Genomic DNA, 18,144 nt, shown 5'->3' with positions numbered 1-18,144 from the left:
GAGCAAGCGGCCGCGTTCACCCTGAAGAACCATCTATAGATAGTTGGTTATTGTTATCGTTAAAAATATTAACTATCGTTAATTGACGGCCGGACCTACGCTACAGTCATCCCCCGTCGCAATGTGCTCAAGTCGCCGCACTTGAGTTTCCGGCCGGCGGCGGATGGGCGACCGAAGGAGATGACCATGAACACCGCCGAAAAGTCCTTGCATTACCTGGTGGAAAAGTGGCTTGCGCCTGCCCCGCACACTCAGATTCGCGTCGTCCAGTTTGGGTATCTGCGCGAAGACAGGAGACGCTACGTGCACGTCGAGGCGTTAGCGCCGAGCGGCTCCCGTGCAATGTTTTTCTTTCGGCACGACGACGGTTGCTGGTGCGTATTTCCGCCCCGGATCGCGCGCCCTTCGATGGCCGGTGAGCGGTGGGCCGCCTGATCTTTATCACAAGCTCGAACAAGCGGTAAAGGCTCCATGGATTGCACCTTTTGCAGTCCGAATATAAATACTAAAGCCAATCCAAATCGCCCAGCGCCTGGCTCACCGCGACTCACTTGTCCGGATACCGCAAGCCTTTATGCCTCGCCGGAATGACTGTTATTCAGCCGGCGTGACTTCTCCCTTCGTTTGCATCGGCGGACGATAGCTGGACTCTGGCCGATGCCGGCGCGCTACGTGGTCGGGCAAGATGGAACGCTCCTATACTCCGAAGTGAACCCGGACTACACGCACCGCCCTGAGCCGCAAGACATGCTGCCGGTTCTCCACCGGAAGGTCGTTTCGGCTTCTTAATTCGGACCTCCGGCGCCCCGGCGCTGCAAGGTCTGGCGAGAGCAAACGGGCAACCGGTGTCTAAACAGCGAGACAACATGAAATCACGCACTTTTCTAGTAACGGGTGCCAGCAAAGGCATCGGCCGGGCCGTCGCACAGCGGCTGACCGCAGACGGACACCGGGTTGTGGGACTGGCACGTCATGGCGACGACCCTGACTTCCCAGGAACGCTCGTGTCCGTCGACCTGTCCGACCGCGTGAAAACGCAGGCCACGCTCGACAAACTTGCATCGGAATACCCGTTCGATGGTCTGGTCAATAACGTTGGGCTGGTGAAACCGCAGCGGCTGGGCGCGATCGATCTGGACGCACTCGACTCCGTCATGTCGCTCAATCTGCATCCGGCTGTACAGGCGGCGCAAGCACTCCTGCCCAGCATGAGCGCCCAAGGCTGGGGGCGAATCGTCAACGTATCGAGCCTCACTGTCCTCGGCATCGTGGAACGTACGGCTTATGCTGCCGCCAAGTCCGCCCTGGTGAGCTTTTCACGTTCCTGGGCACTCGAGTTGGCGACCACCGGCATCACGGTCAATTCCGTGGCGCCCGGACCCACGGAAACCGAACTCTTTAGAGCCAACAACCAACCAGGAAGCGAAGGCGAGCAGCGCTACCTCGCTGCCGTCCCGATGAAACGCTTCGGCAGGCCGGCCGAGATCGCCGCAGCCATCGCTTTCCTGTTGTCCGAAGATGCTGCCTTCATCACGGGTCAAACGTTGTTCGTCGATGGCGGCGCCTCGATCGGCAAGGCTTCAATTTGAAGATCCGCTGCCTGGAAGGAGTCAGCGGGCACGCTCATCAAGTCAAGCCGCTGTCTCCTATCCGCCGAACACCTCCTCGACCCAAGCGACGAAAGCGCGCGCTTTCGCACTGACCATGCGTCCGCCCGGAAAAACTGCCCACAGATCGTAGGAAGCTCTATTTTAAGCCGCTCACGTGAGCTTGATTAGTCGTTTTCTGGCCACTAAACTGCTCATTCGTATCATCACAAGGACATCCATGCCTCGTCTGGACTGGCTTAGCCGCCTGCTGGTCATGATGCCCGTTAGAGGCCAGCTTGAAGTCCGCTGTGCCTACGGCGCGCCGTGGCGTATTGCTTACGAGCGCGCCGGTGCAGGCGAGATGCCCTATCACGTCGTGCTTGGCGGGTCAGCCATACTGGAGATTCCGGGCAGCAGTGCGCCGCAACACCTGGTGGCGGGCGATATCGTACTGCTGTCTCACGGCTCGGCGCACATCCTTCACGACGGCAGCGGCGCAGCGCCCTCGCCGGCCCACACGAGCAAAAGCTTGAACGTGGAGGTCAGTGAAAACGCTGGAACCGGCGAACGCCTCGATATGCTCTGCGGCCGCTTCGTCCTCACGCCCCCGCACGATCGATTGATGCGCGACTATTTTCCCGCCACGCTCGTGGTGCGAACATCCGCGCAAGACGATGCAGCCAAGCAAAATGCGACCGCTGTCCAGTTGGCAACCTTGGTCGGATTGATTCGCGCAGAATCGACGACGTTTAACCTGGGCGGCCACGCGATGCTCAACGCCCTTTCGGCGGCGCTTTTCGCGCTGACATTGCGCACCGCCAGCGAGTCGAATGCAGTGCCTTTCGGCCTGTTGGCCCTCGCCGCAAATCCGCGCCTTGCGCCCGCGCTGATGGCAATGTTCAATGAGCCTGCGCATCCGTGGACCCTCCCCGAATTGGCGCAGCTTTGCAATATGTCGCGTGCAACACTGGTTCGTCAGTTTCAGGACAAGATGGGACGTTCTGCCAATGATTTGTTGACCGATATCCGCATGACCTTGGCCGCCGACGAATTGAAGAAGCCGTCGACTTCCACCGAAACCGTGGCCGCAGTCGTGGGCTATCAATCCCTGGCGGCCTTCAGGCGCGCCTTCACGCAGCGCATGGGCATGACACCGGGAGATTGGCGCCGTTCGGCGCGTGTATTGGAGTGAGAAGGGCCGAAGAACCTTCGGCATCGTCTGACGCGCGGGACCGGGCCGGTCCTCTCGCTCCGAGGTTGCCAATCGCGGTGGATTCGTCCAGGCGGCTCGCCGCACATCGCGCCCGTCGGTTCGTCACGCTTGCCGAATGCCTGCAGCCAAAAGAGCAGACGCCGCAAAGAAACGCCTGCCCCGTTGCACATTACTTGACCGGCGGGAAATCCAGATCGGTGTCGTTAATGCGGTTGAAGGTGTTCGTGAACACGATCAGTGCGATGCCCAACGAGATCTCCGCAATCTGCGTGTCGGTGAAGCCGGCCGCCTTGATCGCCGCGAACTCGTCTGCGCGGATCGTGCCGCTGGTTTGCTGCAGGTTCCGCACGAAGCGCACCAGCGCGTCGCGCCTCGCGTCCCCGGTAGGCTGACCCGCACGGATCAGCTTGAGCGTCTCCGACGATAGGCCCGTCATCTTGCCCAGCATCGTATGTGCTGCCAAGCAGTAGTCGCATCCGGTGAACTCACTGACGAGCACTTTGATCGTTTCCACTTCCTGCTTGCTCAGCGTGCCGGAAGCCAGCACGCCTTCGGCATTCAGCACCGCCTTGAGCAGTTCGGGCGACAGCGCGCCTAGCGCAACGAACAGGTTCGGGATGCTGCCTGCGGCCTTCTTGACCTGTGCATAGACTTCGGCAGTGGCGCCAGTGGCGGACTCAACGGCAGGTACGGTGATACGACTCATGGTGTTACTCCTTCATCAGGTGGGTAGGAGTCTTCACTTTAAGCCGAAGAGATGATCCTTATAAGGCTTAAAATGCTCTATAAAATGCTCATTAGTATCATTTCTTTCGGCGGGCCGAGTGAGGCGGACATCGCGCTTATCGCGTGACGTCCACGGCTCACCCGGTGGCAACGATCAGGCAGAAAGCTGCGGCGCGGCCGGGAAGTCGACCGGCACGCGTGTCGTCGCGTGCAGATAGTTGGTCACCGTCTTGTCGCCGATGACAACGATCGCGTCGACCAGGTTGGCCTTGGTCCAGCCCGCGGCGAAGAAGGCCTCGACCAACGTCTGATCGGCGTGTCCGCGGTTGATCGCGATATTTCTCACAAGCCGGGCCAGTGCATCGAGCTTCACGTCGAAGCTCGCTTTGCCGCTGCGGATCTCGAGAATCTGCTCGTCGGTGAAACCGCTCATCTTGCCGATGACAGTGTGCGCAGCGAGGCAATATTCGCAGCCGTTCACCTGGCTCACGGCGAGGTTGACGACTTCGCGGGCCTTGCCGGTGATGCTGCTCTTCGCGTTCTGGAAGGCAAGGTAGTTGCCGAGCGCGTTTTCAGAGTGAGCGAGTGCGGCGTACAGATTGGGCACGCTGCCGAGGCTGCTCTTGAGCTTGTCGAAAATGGCCTGGTTGGCCGGGGACACTTCGTCGCGAGTAGGCACGTTAATGGTGGTCATGCTGGTTCTCCTGGGTTGAAAAAAATCACGTGATAAAGCGGGTTAGCCGGCGCGTCATTGCGCCGTGTAGGCGCCGTCGACTGCGATGCTCTGCCCGGTGAGGTAGCGCGCCTTGTCGCTGGCGAGGAACACGATGGTTTGGGCGATCTCGTCCGGGGTGGCGGCGCGTCGCGCCGGTATCGTGGCGAGGAAGCTCGCCTTGCCCTCGTCGCTGCCGCCGGCGAAGCGATCGAGCATTTCGGTAGCCACCGGGCCGGGAGCCACAGCGTTGACGCGCACGCCGGTGGTGGCGCCTTCGAGAGCCGCACTCTTCGTGATGCCTTCGACCGCGTGCTTGCTGGCCGCATAGACCGAAGCGCCCGCAATACCGACCTGGCCCGCGATCGACGAGAGGTTGATGATCGAGCCCGAGCCCTGGGCCAGCATCGCGCGCATCTCGTGCTTGACGGATAGCAGCGTGCCCAGCACGTTGACCGCGAACGTGTCTTCGTAGTTGGCCGCCGATTGCTCGACGATGGGCGCCAGTTGGCCTTCGGTGCCGGCGTTGTTGACCGCCACGTCGATGCGGCCGAAACGTTCGACAGTCTGCTCGACGACGTTGCGGACTTCGGCTTCGAAACGCACGTCGGCGCGCAGGAATTCAGCTTCGGCACCGAGGGCGCGCAGTTCGGCGGCGAGTGTCTGGCCTGCCTCTTCGCGGCGGCCGCTGATAACCACGCGGTTTCCTTCGCGTGCGAAAGCGATAGCGGTGGCACGGCCGATTCCGGTCAATGCACCTGTAATGAGGACGACGGGCTGGTTCATGTCAGTGCTCCTTGGGTGAGATTGCGTTCAATCGCGTTTGCGATGGCTGAACTCTGACTGATTCCAAATGCCTGATATAGATGGTGTATGCTCATATAACTCATTCCTATCAGGAATATATGGAGCGCCAATGGACAAGCTGCAGGCCATGAAGACTTTCGTGCGCGTCGTCGAGGCGGGAAGCTTTTCGGCGGTGGCCCACGAGTCCGACACGACGCAGAGCGCAGTGAGCAAACAGGTCGCGGCGCTGGAGCGCGAGCTTGATGCGAAGTTACTGACACGCACCACGCGCTCGCTCGCGCTGACGGAAGAAGGCGAGCGTTATTTCGACCAGGTGCGGCGCCTCGTGGCGGAAATTGCAGAGGCCGAGGGCGCCTTGCGGCGTGGCGAGCAGCAATTGACAGGGTGGCTACGGATCGCGGCGTCGGTGGGCTTCGGGCGCCTCAAGCTCATGCCGATGATTCAGTCATTTCTGGCCGCGCATCGCGGCGTGAAGATCGACCTGCGTCTTCACGACGGCTTCATCGACCTGGTGGAACAGGGGATCGACGTGGCGGTGCGGATTGGCGACTTGCCGGATAGCAGCCTGATCGCGAGACGCGTGGGGACGACCTGCCGGATGCTCGTGGCCCATCGCAGTTACCTGCGTTCACTGCCGAAAGGGACAAAAGCGCCCGCCATTCCCGAAGACCTGTTGCAGCACAACTGCATCGTCTACACGGAGCTGCCCATGCGCAATGACTGGCGTTTTACGGCGGGTTCGGGAGCGTCTGAAGCCGCGGGAACGACGCGCGTCGTGCGTGTCGAAGGTAATCTGCAAACCAACAGCAGCGAGGTGATAAGAGCGTCGGTGCTCGCTGGAATGGGTATCGGCTATTCACCGATGTGGCTTTTCGATCAGGAACTCGCGAGCGGCGAGGTGCAGCAGCTCTTGCCGGATTGGACGCCGCCCGCCATCTCCATCCAGGTGGTGAGCCCTCGTGAGCGTCGGCATTCGGCCAAGGTCAAGGCCTTCGTCGAACACGTCGGCGAGGAGATGGCCCGCAGCTGAAATCTAGCGCAATTCGGCACTCGCCCATTCACGTACAGCCTGCGAAAACAATCTGAGCGCTGTCGGCGGGTGCCGGTTAGCAGGATAGTAAAGGCACAGGCCCAATAAGGAAGGGCTCCAGTCAGGAAGCAGGTGGATCAGTCTGCCCGACGCCAGATGTTCTGTCACGTGATAATCCGGCGCCCAGGCGATGCCGATGCCGCACAGCGCCTGGCTTCATCAACAAGTTCTATGAGCAGTACGCGATCCCTGCCAAATCGTTCGCGCGCGCAGTCGCCTTCGCGATCAGTCAACCGCCGGAAGTAGACGTAAATGAAATCCTGTTCCGGCCTACGCGCCAGGAATGGTAAGTATTGCGAAGTTGTTAAAACCCGCGACTGCCGTACCGAGCCACCCCATTGACATCAAGACTATGTGCTTAACGCGATGCCAGTTCCACACGCATCCTCAATGCCGTATTCATCGCCTCAAAATTCTGCCGCGTACTTTCGATAACATCTTTCGTCAATCGACCGGCCAGATACGCGGCGCTATTCAATACAACCTTCCAAACATCGGTAGGCGGTCGATCGATAAAAATGTCAGCATGGGCACTACTATCTTCATGCAGGACGAAAAGGGCTCCAATGACGCCGACAACACCGGCGACGATGCATTTCAGGAGTACCTTGCGTAAAACCATGTTCGCCCCGTCATCTGTTGCGATTGGTTCGCTCACTTGACACCGGGCCCGCTAATGGGTGTCGACGATCCACCACGCAATGTCTAACTGCCGAAAATGGCGAGCTTCTAGCCGACAATACAACCGAAAGATTGACCGCTATATTATGTAAGCTCATCCTCGCTTCCGTAACCATCGATTTCACGCCAATGCCCTCCTCCATCAGGAACTCGCTCGTCTGGATCTTCGAAGCATTCGAGCGCGATTCGACCTACCTGCGCAAGAGGATGTTCGGCAGCGATGCCGCATACATCGATGGCCTGCTGTGTCTGGTTGTCGCCGATCGCGACGAGCCGTGGAATGGCTTGCTCGTGTGCACGTCGCAAGAACGCCACGCTGCGCTCATAGATGAAATACCCGCTTTGCAGCCGCATCCCGTGTTGGGCAAATGGCTTTATGTACCGCAAGACGATCCGGCGTTTGAATCCATCGCCGAAAAAATGACGAAGCTCGTCCTCGCGCGCGACTGGCGCGTGGGTGTCGAGCCCAAGCCGCGCAATCAAAGACGTAAGACAAAGTTGGATCCTTTCTAGCACCGGCAGGCACATCTCCACTCGCCGATCGACTATTGAAGCCGGCAGTGGGCATGACAAGCCTGATCCGTGGCCACGAGACCACGCCGCTTACAGTTGATTACAAGTGTTCGAGGTTACCAGCGCGCGCCGTTCGTACAATCGAGGTATTGGACTTTGGGAGCGCGAAAATGAAAACAGTGCAATGGATTGCCGCCAGCCTGGTGGCACTTGCGTCCGTATCCGCCGTTGCGGCAGCGGGAGGCAATGGAGGCGGAAACGGTGGAAGCGGCGGAGCGGGAAGCAGTGGAGGGACCGGACATGCGGGTCTGGGCGGCAACGCGGGCGGCATGTCCGCCGGCCACATGAGCAGCAAGGGAGTCAGCAATACCAACGGCTTTAGTTCGGCCGACCGCGATGCTGGCCTTGCCCGCGCGGCGGATCGATCGGACACGCAGGCGGACCGCGCTGACGCGCAAACGAGCCGTCGGAGTCTTCACGCGGCTCACACAGACCATGCGCGTTCACACTCGCATGCGCGGGTGAGCGCGAAGCTTCACCATAGCCAGCACATCGCAATCAGCCATTCGACTTGATGAAACACGGAGAGCGCCCGTAGGCGCCTTCTGTGTTTCATCCTTCTCCCGTCAGCACTTTCGCTTCTTTGCCTGTCCCGACGTACAGAAGCCGTTGCGCTGACCGGCAGAACTGCCTCGCTTGCGACGTGCATGACGGATGACGGCAGCACGATCGAAGGATACGAAACGCCCTATAAGTAAATCGAATAAAGTGCAACGACCAGTAACCGGAATATTTAACATTTTCTGTCACGCGGGGAGAAGCCCCGGCCGCCAGTTTGCATGTGATGCAGTGTGAATTTCCGGGTTGAAGGATTTCCGGCTTTAGCAAGGCGACTGATAACCGACCCGATTGTTTATCCGCGGCATTTGGAATAGGGTTGTGGTAGCTCTTCGTTACACAACAAGAACGAACATTGCGAGGCAAGCCATGCCCACGTTATTCGACCTCGAAATCGCACATCTTGCGCGGGTGATGGGCGCATCGATGATCGGGGACCTCGCGGGACCGATTCTGCCGGGCGCCTACTGGCGCGGGCGGCTTCATCAGCTGCTCGATGCAAAGCACCTGACCAATGCGCAATTGCGCTCTCTGGACAGCCTGCTGCGGCAACTGGATGAACTCGAAGCCCGAGTCTCGGATAGTATCGCCCCCCGGGCGGCAGTCAGCACGGGCTAACGGGTCTGATGATCTGAATGAAGAAGTGCGGAGATCGACCAGCACGATGCCCAAGCACAATCCTGCGCTTCGGCGTAGCCAGAAAGCCCCCATGACATCGCGGCGCCGGCGGCTGCTCATCATTGGCGCGATAGTGCTGCTGGCAGCAATAGGCTGGGCGACGGCGACCGTGCTCAAGCCCGCCATCCAGCATACGATCGTCATCACGACCGGCGCGGACAAGGGCATCTATCGCGGCTTTGCCGATCGCTACGCCCCCATCCTCAAGCGCGACGGCATCACACTTGATATCCGCAGTTCGTCCGGTTCGATCGAAAATTATCAGCGGCTGGCAAATCCGGACAGCGAATACGAAGTGGGCTTTATCCAGTCGGGCACTACCAGTCCAAAAGAAACTGACCACCTGCAAACCATCGCTGCCGTTTCATATGAACCGATCTGGGTGTTTTATCGCGGCGACGCGACCGTCACCCGGTTGGCACAACTGCGCGGCAAGAGGATTGCGATAGGCGTTCCCGGCAGCGGCCTGCTTAACGTCGCCCAGGTGTTGCTCGACTATAGCGGCGTCACCAGCGACAACACCACGCTGCTGCAGATGGATGCCGTCAAGGCCTACCAGCGCCTCGAAAACGGCCAACTGGACGCGGCTTTCTTTATCGGCAGACCCGATGCCGCGATGCAGACAACACTGCTGAACAGCGATCTGAAGCTGATGAGCTTTGCCCAGGCCGATGCCCTGGTGCAAAAATTCCCTTCTCTCTCCAAGATCGTTTTTCCGCGCGCCTCGACCAGCATCGTCAACGATCTTCCGCAGGCCGATGTCACCCTGCTGGCCGCCACGGCTCTGCTCGTGGCCAAAGACACCATGCACCCCGCGCTGGTCTACCTGCTGCTAGACGCGGCCAAAACCGTCCATGGCGGCGAAGATTACTTCACGCCGCTCGGCACGTTTCCGAACCTGAACACCGAGGAATTTCCCCTCTCCGACGAAAGCACGCGTTACTTCAAATCCGGCCGTCCCTTCCTGCAGCGCTACCTGCCGTTCTGGCTGGCCAGCTTTATCGAAAGACGCCTGCTGATCCTGCTGCCCTTCATGGCCCTATTGCTAGGTGTGCTACAGGCATTGCCGCGCATGGCGGAGGCGCGGATAAAAAGCCGGCTCGTGATCTGGTATCGCGAACTCAAGTCGCTGGAAGATGAAATATGGAAAAACAGGCAACCCACCCCGGACCAGATTGCACAGTGGCGCGATGAAATCGAGAACATTGATGCGCATGCGAGTCAGATACGGATTCCTCAACGTTATCTTCAAGATGTTTACGCCCTTAAACAGGCGATTAGCGTCGTACGGGAGCGGATTCTTCAAGCGGCTGGGAAAGTGAAGTAATAGCTGCCGCGGCGATGAAAATGTCCGGCGCTCGCTCACCCCAAACCCGTTGGCGCCTCGCGAAAGCGGATGCCCGTTAGCGGGAGGGAGGTAAAACGATATCTTGTAGATCCCATCTAACAAGATCAAGATTGTGACGACCGGGGATTCTCACGCTTCGGTTCTTGATTCAGGTGTTTGACCGGTTCGGCGAGAAAAATCAGGGAGAACCCCTATGAAAGCTCCGGGTCATGTCCGCGCCGTCAGTCGTCGCACGGTGCTCAAGGGGGCCGCTGCTGCCGCAGCGTTGCAACTCGCCTCACCTTTCATCATCAAGGCACGCGGCGAGACGCCGCTGCGCATCGGCATGGTCGATCCGCTGACCGGCGCTTATGCTGCAGTTGCACAGAATGAAGTGATGGGCGCCAGGCTTGCCGTTCAGCAGGTCAATGCCAATAGTGGCATTCTCGGACGTCCCATCGAGCTGCTGGTAGAGGACTCGGCGAACGACGTCGGCACCGGCGTACAGAAGGCACGCAAGCTGATCGATCGAGATCAGGTCACGTTTCTGATTGGGGATGTGAATTCCGGCGTCGCTCAGGCAATCGCCCAGGTCACCAACGAAAAGAAGGTGTTGCACATCGTCTCGGGCGGCCACACCGACACGATCACGGGCAGCGATTGCAAGTGGAACGTATTTCGCGTGTGCAATACGACCAGCATGGAGGCCAACGCGGTCGCCGACCTCCTCTTCACCAAGTACGGCAAGAAGTGGCATTTCATTACGCCGGACTACGCCTTCGGCCATACGCTGCAGAAGGCCGCGCTTGCGGATTTGCAAAAGCTCGGCGGCACGATGACCGGCAACGAACTCACGCCGCTCGGCACGACCGATTTCTCCGCATACCTGATCAAGGCGCGCGCGGCCAACCCCGATGTTCTGCTGGTGCTGCCGCAAGGCTCCGACATGGTCAACTGCCTGAAGCAGGTCGCGCAGTTCGGTATCGGAAAGCAGATCCACGTTGCCGGGCTTCAGCAGGAGCTCGAATCGCTCGAGGCAATGCCGCCGGAGGCGCGTGTCGGCATCTGGATGTTCGAGTGGTACTGGAAGCAGCCAGGTGTCGCGGGCGTCGAGAAGTTCGTCGCCGACATCCGCAAGATGAACGGCGGTAAAGTCCCCACTGCACGCCACTGGTTCGGCTACACGTCGGTTCATACGCTCGCTTCGGTCGCCAACAAGGAAAAGAGCCTCGATGCGAAAAAGCTCGCCGAGGCGCTCGGCGGGTTCGAACTCGCGGACGACGTCAAGCTGCAGCCCAACAAGTGCTATTACCGCAAGGGAGACCACCAGCTGATGACCTCGTCGTTCGTCGGCGAGGCGCTGTCCCAGCCGGCGGGCGACCCGGAGGATCTGTTCCGTGTCGAACGCGTGGTCGCCGGCGACAAGACTGCGCCGCCCGAGGCCGCGACCGGCTGCAAGCTGCAGTGGCCGGCCTGATCCCGAAGGCGATGTCCGCGCGATAGTAACGGCAGCCGTTGCCATGACCCTGACACGCATGCGCGGCGACACAGCGGCCCAGGCTACCCGACGCGGCTCGTGCACGGGTTGCATCCGGATATGAGCAGCCGATGACCCAACTACTCCTTTTCAACGTCACCAACGGGCTGATCATCGGTGCGTTTTACGTGCTGATGGCGCTTGGCCTGTCGCTCATTCTCAACTTGAGCAACGTGATCAACTTCGCCCATGGCGGCTTTCTCGTGATCGGCGGATACATCGCCTATACGATCACGCCGTATGTCGGGTTCTGGGGTGCATTGCTGATTGCGCCGATATGCACGGCCGCCATCGGTCTCGCCGTCGAGCGGGTGCTGATCCGCCGGGTCTACGGGCGCGATCCGCTCTACAGCCTGCTGCTGACGTTCGGCCTCGCCTTCATGATCGAGGACGGCACCCGCTTCATTTGGGGTGCACAGGGCAAGCCCGTGACCATTCCGCCGGCGCTGGCTCAGTCCTTGAGCAACGAACTCTTCTTTATCACCGGCTACCGCCTGTTCATGGTCTGCACTGTAACCATCGCGGTTGCACTGCTCTTCATGCTGTTGCGCTACAGCCGGCTTGGCATCCGCATCCGGGCCGGCACGCTCGACCTCGAGACCGTCGCGGCGCTCGGCATCAACGTGGGCAGGTTGCGCGCGCTCAATTTCGCCGTCGGCATCTTTCTCGCCGGCCTGAGCGGCGTGCTCGCCGCGGGCCAGCTCGGGCTGGAGCCGACGATGGGAACCGGCCTGCTGATGCCGAGCTTCATCGCCATCATCGTCGGCGGGGTTGGCAGCCTCACCGGTACGCTGCTCGGCGGCTTGCTGATCGGCGTCGCCTCGGGCATCACCGCGGTATTCCTCCCCGCGGCGAGCGAGGCCATCATGTACGTGCTGATGGCCGTGGTTTTGCTGATCCGGCCGCGCGGCCTGCTCGGCGAAGAAGGCATGATGACATGAGCGACTACCTCCACCCTCCCCGGCTGGCCGTCATCGCAGCACTCTGGGCCGTGCTCCTGCTGGCGCCCTACTGGATGCCGCTGCTCGGCGGCTACACCGCGCTGGGCACGCGCGTGCTCGTGCTCGGACTGGCGGCCATGTCGGTGAACTTCCTGCTCGGCTTCACTGGTGTGCTGTCCTTCGGGCACGCGGCCTATTTCGGGCTCGGCGCCTATGGCGCCGGCTTCGCGTTGAAGTTTCTCGCGCCGAGCACGCCGCTCGCGCTGCTGTGCGGCACGCTGCTCGGCGGCATTGCCGGCACACTGCTGGGCGCGCTCATCGCGCGGCGACGCGGCGTCTACTTCGCGATGGTCACCATCGCCTTCGGGCAAGTCTTCTACTACATCGCCTTCCAATGGAGTTCTGTCACCGGCGGCGATGACGGGCTGCGCGGCTTTTCGCGCCAGCCGCTCGATCTCGGCGTCGCCCGGATCGACATCCTGTCGAACGCCAGCGCGTTCTACTACTTTGTGCTGTTTTGCCTTGCGCTGGCGATCGGCTTGATGGGCTTCATCCTGCGCTCCCCGTTCGGGCGCACCATGATCGCGATCCGCGAAAACGAGCAGCGTGCGCGCTTTCTCGGCATTCCCGTCGACCGGCATATCTGGATCGCCTTCACGCTGTCCTGCTTCTTCATGGGGTTCGCTGGTGCACTCTATGCTCTGCTGAACAACTTCGCCGATCCGCGCGGGCTGCACTACAGCCAGTCCGGCGATTTCGTGATGATGGCGGTCATGGGTGGCATGCGCAGCTTGTGGGGGCCGCTGCTCGGCGCCGCGGTATTCGTCGTGCTACAGGATTATCTGTCGAGCATCACGGTCAACTGGATGTCGTTCGTCGGCATGCTGTTCGTCGCGATCGTGCTGTTTTTTCCGCGCGGGCTGCTCGGCTTCATTCAGCACAGGAGCGACTCGTGAGCGTGCTCGAAGTCAGGCGCGTGAGCAAACGCTTCGGCAGCCTGGCCGCGGTGCGCGACGTATCGCTCACCGTCGAACAGGGCGAGCTGCGCGCGGTCATCGGGCCAAACGGCGCAGGCAAAACCACCTTCTTCAATCTCATCAGCGGCTTTTTCCCGCCGAGCCTGGGAACGATCGTGTTCGACGGCGTCGACATCACGGCGCTTCCCGCGTATCGCCGCGTCGCGGCCGGCATCGCCCGCACGTTCCAGATCACCGAGATTTTTCCCGAACTGACGGTATTCGAGAACGTGCGCATCAGTGCGGAGGCGACGGCGGGTTTTCGCCTGCGCCCATGGATCAGCAGCAGCGAGCGCACGCGGATTCGTCGTCACGTCGAGGAGACGCTCGAGCTCACGGGTCTTGCCGGTAAATCGCACCGGCTGGTCGGCGAGCTGCCGCATGGCGACCAGCGGGTTGCCGAGATCGCGATGGCGCTGGCGCTGAGGCCGCGCCTGCTGCTGCTCGACGAGCCCACCGCCGGCATGGGCGATCAGGAGACTCACGAGATCACGCAGCTCGTGCGCCACCTGCATAGCGCAGGCAGTTTCACCATCGTGCTGATCGAGCACGACATGCGCGTGGTCTTCCATCTGGCCGATCGAATCACGGTGCTCGACCAGGGCCGTCTCCTCGCCGAAGGCTCGCCAGAGGAGATTGCCTCCAACGAGGCCGTGCAGGCCGCCTATCTGGGTAGCGCAGCATGAGCGCCGCACTCACCGCCGAAGGGCTGCATACCTACTACGGCAAAAGCCATATCCTGCATGGCGTGAGCCTGGAGGTTGCGGAGGGCCGGATCACGGCATTGCTTGGCCGCAATGGCGCCGGCAAGACCACGACCTTGCGTACTCTCGTAGGTTTGACGCCCGCGCGCCAAGGGCGCGTGACGATCTTCGGGGCAGACACGACGCGCTGGCCGACCTTCCAGATCGCCGCGAGCGGCGTCGGCTACGTGCCCGAGGGGCGAAGAATCTTCGCTAATCTCAGTGTCGAGGAAAATCTGAAGGTCCCGCTGGAGCGCGGCGGACCGTGGACAATCGCGCGGATCTACGCGCTGTTTCCGCGCCTCGCCGAGCGCAAGTTCAGCCGCGGGCGCCTGCTCTCCGGCGGCGAGCAGGAGATGCTATCGATTGCCCGCGCACTCCTGCTCAATCCCCGGCTGCTCATTCTCGATGAGCCATCGCAAGGCTTGGCCCCGCTGATCGTTCGGGAGGTGTTTCGAGTGGTGTCGCAGATGCGCGATGAGGGGATTTCGGTACTGCTGGTGGAGCAGAACGCGCGCATGAGTCTCGAGATCGCCGACTACGCTTACGTGCTGGACGATGGCGGCATCGTCTATTCGGGAAATGCGCCCGCGCTCGCCGCCGATGAAAGCCGGGTACGAGCCCTAACCGGCGCCAGTGCGGAGCAGTGAATTTCTTCATAGCCGGCTGACCCTTCCCGCCAGCACCGCTGGCGTACGCTGGGTTCGCGCAGAGTGTATTCGCCGCAATGGCGCAGGGTCCGCGATCACCCGGCCGCTGGACGTGGCAGAAGCGGTGTGGCGTGCGGTGAACGACCGATCGTGCCCGCTCGCATTCCGGCTGGCGCTGACGCCGTGGAGTCGACCGAGGCATCCTGACCCCACCCGGAATCGTTACAATGCCCCGGATGAATCCCCTCCTCAACCGCATCGAGTGCGAGACATGCTGACCTCCTATTTCTGGAGCGGCGACGCCATCCGCAGTCGGCGCGTAAGCAACATCGTGCTATCAGGCACGGTCGATGTGCCTGTGCCTCCTGCACGTCTGCTCGCAGATTGGGAAAGGGAGACATCGTCGCGCCTGGTCCTGGAGCCCGGGGACGTCGAAGTCATGCCGTTGGCGCGAGCGCGGGCGCGCTGGCCGGACTACACGCGCTGCGTGCAGGCCATGTCCGATTGGACGTGCGCGCTTGGCCTGCCCGCGGTGCTTGCCTCCAGTGATGTCGCGCTCATGGCCTGCCGCGGCGCGAGGTATCACCATGACGGCGCGCAATATGGCGGAGCGGCCTTCTGCAATCTCTTCCTGAGCGAGGACAGGGGTCTGGACTTGCATTTCCCCTCGTTGGGCCATCGCATTCCACTAACCCGGGGGACGGCCGTGATATTCGATACCGGCCAGCCTCATGGCGTCATTCAGCGCAGCAGCAGCGGTTTTGATGCGGCCGAATTCGCGCCGGACCAAAACTACATCCAGATATTCCTGACCTGGGAGCTTCCCATCGAAGATGCCCATGTCGGGCATGCGCTTAAGGTTGCCTTCGACGTCGCCCCTTCTACCTCGTTGCAACCGAATGAAGAGCAAGTCAGGCTGAACGGCGAACAGGCCGTTGTTTGCCCCGCCTCCGGTCGTTGGTGCCGGGTTGACTGATCGTCAGGGTCACACCGAGGTGTTGCCCCTGACGGGGTGAACAGGCTCTTGTTCAGCACGATAGGCGCATTGTGATGAAAGCAATTCTGCCGTGGTCGCGGTGAAAAACGCCGTCAAAAACGGCATGACGCTCCCACTCGCCCCGGGTGTTGCCGAAACTTCGACGGCCCGGGGAGCGGCCGCTTTGCGTCAATACCGAACGCTGCTCGCGGTGACCAGAGGCAACGCTTGCGTCGCCTGTCCGTTGACCGTGGCACCGGCGGAGATAAAACTCGGCGAAAGAAGAGTATTGATGTCCGCGGGAAAGTTGAGCGTGGGCTTCGACACCTCGTCAAGCGCCGCGATCTGCGCGGCGGAGAGTTCGAGGTCCAGCGCACTCAAGTTGGTCCGCAGTTGATCGATACGCCGTGCGCCGACGATCGTCGAGGCCACGCCGCGCCGGTTGTGAACCCATGCGAGCGCGACCGCGGCGGGACTCGCCTGAAGTTCGGCTGCGACCTCGCCAAGCACGTCGATCACCGGAAACTCCTTTTCGCCCGGCATGCCGACAAGCGCCGCACGGTCCGACTTCACAGCTTGCGCGTTTTCCCGCGTGTATTTTCCCGACAACCAGCCGTTCTTCAACGGACTCCACGGCATGACACCGATGCCGAATTCTTCGGCCATCGGTATCAGTTCGCCTTCGACGGTTCGCTCCAGCAGCGAATACTCGACCTGCATCGCAATGATCCGGTTCCAGCCGCGAAACTGCGCCATGGTCTGCGCTTGCGCGACCTTCCACGCCGGGGTGTCGGAGATCCCGATGTAGCGGATCTTGCCGGCGGCGACCAGATCGTCCAGCGCGCGCATCGTCTCGTCGATCGGCGTGTTCCTATCCCAGTTGTGAATCCAGTAAAGGTCGATGTAATCGGTCTGCAGGCGGCGTAGCGATGCTTCGCATTGTTCGATCATCGCCTTGCGCCCGGCGCCTCCGCCATTCGGATCGCCAACGTGCAGGTTGCCGGCGAACTTCGTCGCAATGACGCTGCGATGGCGGCGGTCCTTGTGCGCAGCAAAGAAGTCTCCGATGATTTTTTCCGAATGCCCCAGCGTATAGACGTTGGCCGTATCAATGAAATTTCCGCCGCGCTCCAGGTACTCCGACAGCATGGCCTTGGAGTCGGCGGGGCTCGCACCCCACCCCCAGTCTTCGCCGAAGGTCATCGTCCCGAGACAGAAGGGACTGACGCGCAGACCGGAGGATCCGAGTGTGACGTATGAATCGAGCGACATCATGTTTCTCCTGGAAATTGAGCCGATTGGCTAGCTCCAATGAAACCATCGCGCGAGTGCGGCGCGGTAGACCAAAACGCGCAAGCTCTTGCACAATCCTGCCAGATCAGGCGGGTTCGAGCACACCAGCTTGCGTTTTCATGGTCGGCCAGGCTACGTTTGAGTCATGGATACGCTCGCTGAACTCCGCACCCTGATCGGCCGCCATGCCGTCGACGATCTGACGGCAACGGGCCTGCCCGGAGTCCTCCTGTCGGTGTCGGACATGCAAACGCAGTCGACTCATCGCGTCTACGAACCGGTATTTGCGCTGGTCGCCCAGGGAGCAAAGCGCGCGACCCTCGGCGACAGGCTGCTCGAATATCACGCGGGACAATGTCTGGTCGTCACCGTCGACCTCCCGATGCGCGGACACGTGATCGAGGCCAGCGCGAAAAAGCCATTTCTGGGTGGGCCTGACGTTGAAACCCGCAGCAATCGCTTCATTGCTGCTGGACACCGCTTCCGAGGCACCCGCCATGGCGAACCCGTTCGGCGCGGCTGTCAGCGATGCGACGCCCGAATTGCTCGACGCGTTTGCGCGGCTGCTGCGACTGCTGGAGCGCCCGGACGACGTACCCGTCCTCGCGCCGATGATCGAGCGCGAAATCTTGTGGCGAATACTCACGGGAAGCCAGGGCGCGCTACTGCGGCAGATCGGTCTTGCCGACAGCCGTCTGTCGCATGTCGGACGCGCGATTCGCTGGATCCGCATGCATTATGCGGAGATGCTGCGCACCGAAGAGCTCGCGGAACTGGCTGCGATGAGCGTGTCCTCGTTTCATCGACACTTTCGCGCCGTCACCGCCATGAGCCCGCTGCAGTATCAGAAGCAGATCAGGCTTCAGGAAGCCCGCTCACAACTGCTGACCACGTCGAAGGACGTCGCCAGCGTGGGGCTTAGCGTGGGCTATGACAGTGCTTCGCAATTCAGTCGTGAGTACAGCCGGCTATTCGGAAGACCGCCGGGGCGGGACGCGCAGAGGCTGCGGTCATCGGCCATGCAGGAATGAAGC

At 61.2% G+C, this 18,144-nt stretch carries 20 protein-coding genes and 4 pseudogenes; 18 read left to right on the top strand and 6 right to left on the bottom strand.

Annotated features, from left to right (window positions below):
• Window positions 1-186 precede the first annotated feature (186 nt).
• The 4 genes and pseudogenes from SB772_RS33615 (at window position 187) to SB772_RS33600 (ending at window position 2,781) form a co-directional block, all read left to right on the top strand.
• The gene (locus tag SB772_RS33615) at window positions 187-435 is read left to right on the top strand and encodes a hypothetical protein (RefSeq protein WP_410837440.1); all 249 of its coding nucleotides are present in this window, start codon (window positions 187-189) and stop codon (window positions 433-435) included.
• Between the two features lie 200 nt (window positions 436-635).
• Window positions 636-789: pseudogene (locus tag SB772_RS33610) on the top strand (AhpC/TSA family protein); the annotation flags it as partial.
• A 77-nt stretch (window positions 790-866) separates the two neighbouring features.
• Window positions 867-1,589, top strand: coding sequence for an SDR family oxidoreductase (locus SB772_RS33605; protein ID WP_410837439.1), 723 nt, complete (start codon window positions 867-869; stop codon window positions 1,587-1,589).
• 238 nt (window positions 1,590-1,827) lie between these two features.
• On the top strand, window positions 1,828-2,781 hold the full coding sequence (locus tag SB772_RS33600; protein WP_410837438.1) for an AraC family transcriptional regulator: 954 nt from the start codon (window positions 1,828-1,830) through the stop codon (window positions 2,779-2,781).
• Window positions 2,782-2,971: 190 nt separating this feature from the next.
• On the opposite strand, the gene SB772_RS33595 is transcribed toward SB772_RS33600, so the two are convergent.
• From SB772_RS33595 to SB772_RS33585, 3 genes are all read right to left on the bottom strand, one after another.
• Window positions 2,972-3,508, bottom strand: coding sequence for a carboxymuconolactone decarboxylase family protein (locus SB772_RS33595; protein WP_410837437.1), 537 nt, complete (start codon window positions 3,506-3,508; stop codon window positions 2,972-2,974).
• Window positions 3,509-3,682: 174 nt separating this feature from the next.
• Window positions 3,683-4,222 carry a carboxymuconolactone decarboxylase family protein gene (locus SB772_RS33590; RefSeq protein WP_410837436.1) on the bottom strand — a complete coding sequence of 180 codons (540 nt, stop codon included), beginning with the start codon at window positions 4,220-4,222 and terminating at the stop codon, window positions 3,683-3,685.
• A 54-nt stretch (window positions 4,223-4,276) separates the two neighbouring features.
• Complete coding sequence (locus tag SB772_RS33585) at window positions 4,277-5,026, bottom strand: SDR family NAD(P)-dependent oxidoreductase (RefSeq protein WP_410837435.1); 750 nt, start codon at window positions 5,024-5,026, stop codon at window positions 4,277-4,279.
• Between the two features lie 130 nt (window positions 5,027-5,156).
• Here SB772_RS33585 and SB772_RS33580 point away from each other — a divergent pair, with 130 nt between their 5' ends.
• A complete protein-coding gene (locus tag SB772_RS33580; RefSeq protein ID WP_410837434.1) occupies window positions 5,157-6,077 on the top strand; it encodes a LysR family transcriptional regulator in 921 nt (306 codons plus the stop codon).
• A 3-nt stretch (window positions 6,078-6,080) separates the two neighbouring features.
• On the opposite strand, the pseudogene SB772_RS33575 reads toward SB772_RS33580, so the two are convergent.
• Window positions 6,081-6,287 (bottom strand): annotated as a pseudogene (locus SB772_RS33575) (LysR substrate-binding domain-containing protein); the annotation flags it as partial.
• Between the two features lie 8 nt (window positions 6,288-6,295).
• On the opposite strand from SB772_RS33575, the pseudogene SB772_RS33570 reads away from it, so the two are divergent.
• Window positions 6,296-6,427: pseudogene (locus SB772_RS33570) on the top strand (oxidoreductase); the annotation flags it as partial.
• A gap of 68 nt (window positions 6,428-6,495) precedes the next feature.
• Here the strand turns inward: SB772_RS33570 and SB772_RS33565 are convergent.
• Entirely contained in the window at window positions 6,496-6,795 is a 300-nt protein-coding gene (locus SB772_RS33565) for a hypothetical protein (protein ID WP_410837433.1), read from the bottom strand.
• 152 nt (window positions 6,796-6,947) lie between these two features.
• On the opposite strand from SB772_RS33565, the gene SB772_RS33560 reads away from it, so the two are divergent.
• From SB772_RS33560 to SB772_RS33515, 10 genes are all read left to right on the top strand, one after another.
• On the top strand, window positions 6,948-7,331 hold the full coding sequence (locus SB772_RS33560; protein WP_410837432.1) for a hypothetical protein: 384 nt from the start codon (window positions 6,948-6,950) through the stop codon (window positions 7,329-7,331).
• Between the two features lie 170 nt (window positions 7,332-7,501).
• On the top strand, window positions 7,502-7,906 hold the full coding sequence (locus SB772_RS33555; RefSeq protein WP_410837431.1) for a hypothetical protein: 405 nt from the start codon (window positions 7,502-7,504) through the stop codon (window positions 7,904-7,906).
• Between the two features lie 412 nt (window positions 7,907-8,318).
• Window positions 8,319-8,567 (top strand): hypothetical protein, encoded by a 249-nt coding sequence (locus SB772_RS33550; protein ID WP_410837430.1) that lies wholly within the window; start codon window positions 8,319-8,321, stop codon window positions 8,565-8,567.
• Between the two features lie 46 nt (window positions 8,568-8,613).
• Window positions 8,614-9,954 (top strand): TAXI family TRAP transporter solute-binding subunit, encoded by a 1,341-nt coding sequence (locus SB772_RS33545; RefSeq protein ID WP_410837429.1) that lies wholly within the window; start codon window positions 8,614-8,616, stop codon window positions 9,952-9,954.
• Between the two features lie 214 nt (window positions 9,955-10,168).
• Entirely contained in the window at window positions 10,169-11,431 is a 1,263-nt protein-coding gene (locus SB772_RS33540) for an ABC transporter substrate-binding protein (RefSeq protein WP_410837428.1), read from the top strand.
• A 131-nt stretch (window positions 11,432-11,562) separates the two neighbouring features.
• Window positions 11,563-12,432, top strand: coding sequence for a branched-chain amino acid ABC transporter permease (locus tag SB772_RS33535; RefSeq protein ID WP_410837427.1), 870 nt, complete (start codon window positions 11,563-11,565; stop codon window positions 12,430-12,432).
• Window positions 12,429-13,388 (top strand): branched-chain amino acid ABC transporter permease, encoded by a 960-nt coding sequence (locus SB772_RS33530; protein WP_410837426.1) that lies wholly within the window; start codon window positions 12,429-12,431, stop codon window positions 13,386-13,388. The genes SB772_RS33535 and SB772_RS33530 overlap by 4 nt, the downstream gene beginning before the upstream one ends.
• Window positions 13,385-14,134: an ABC transporter ATP-binding protein gene (locus SB772_RS33525; protein WP_410837425.1), complete on the top strand. Its 750-nt coding sequence runs from the start codon at window positions 13,385-13,387 to the stop codon at window positions 14,132-14,134. The genes SB772_RS33530 and SB772_RS33525 overlap by 4 nt, the downstream gene beginning before the upstream one ends.
• A complete protein-coding gene (locus tag SB772_RS33520) occupies window positions 14,131-14,841 on the top strand; it encodes an ABC transporter ATP-binding protein (RefSeq protein WP_410837424.1) in 711 nt (236 codons plus the stop codon). Before SB772_RS33525 ends, SB772_RS33520 begins: the two co-directional genes overlap by 4 nt.
• A 271-nt stretch (window positions 14,842-15,112) precedes the next feature.
• Window positions 15,113-15,817: a hypothetical protein gene (locus tag SB772_RS33515; RefSeq protein WP_410837423.1), complete on the top strand. Its 705-nt coding sequence runs from the start codon at window positions 15,113-15,115 to the stop codon at window positions 15,815-15,817.
• A 189-nt stretch (window positions 15,818-16,006) separates the two neighbouring features.
• Here SB772_RS33515 and SB772_RS33510 read toward each other — a convergent pair whose 3' ends face one another.
• Window positions 16,007-17,092 (bottom strand): aldo/keto reductase, encoded by a 1,086-nt coding sequence (locus SB772_RS33510; protein WP_410837422.1) that lies wholly within the window; start codon window positions 17,090-17,092, stop codon window positions 16,007-16,009.
• A gap of 163 nt (window positions 17,093-17,255) precedes the next feature.
• On the opposite strand from SB772_RS33510, the pseudogene SB772_RS33505 reads away from it, so the two are divergent.
• Together SB772_RS33505 and SB772_RS33500 are read left to right on the top strand one after the other, a co-directional pair.
• A pseudogene (locus SB772_RS33505) lies at window positions 17,256-17,712 on the top strand (AraC family transcriptional regulator); the annotation flags it as partial.
• Between the two features lie 9 nt (window positions 17,713-17,721).
• Complete coding sequence (locus tag SB772_RS33500; protein ID WP_410837455.1) at window positions 17,722-18,141, top strand: helix-turn-helix domain-containing protein; 420 nt, start codon at window positions 17,722-17,724, stop codon at window positions 18,139-18,141.
• Window positions 18,142-18,144: the final 3 nt, after the last annotated feature.

It is taken from the genome of Paraburkholderia sp. SIMBA_030 (assembly GCF_046535245.1).
In the GTDB taxonomy this organism is placed as follows: Bacteria; Pseudomonadota; Gammaproteobacteria; order Burkholderiales; family Burkholderiaceae; genus Paraburkholderia.
This window is presented reverse-complemented; position numbering and strand designations above follow the sequence as displayed.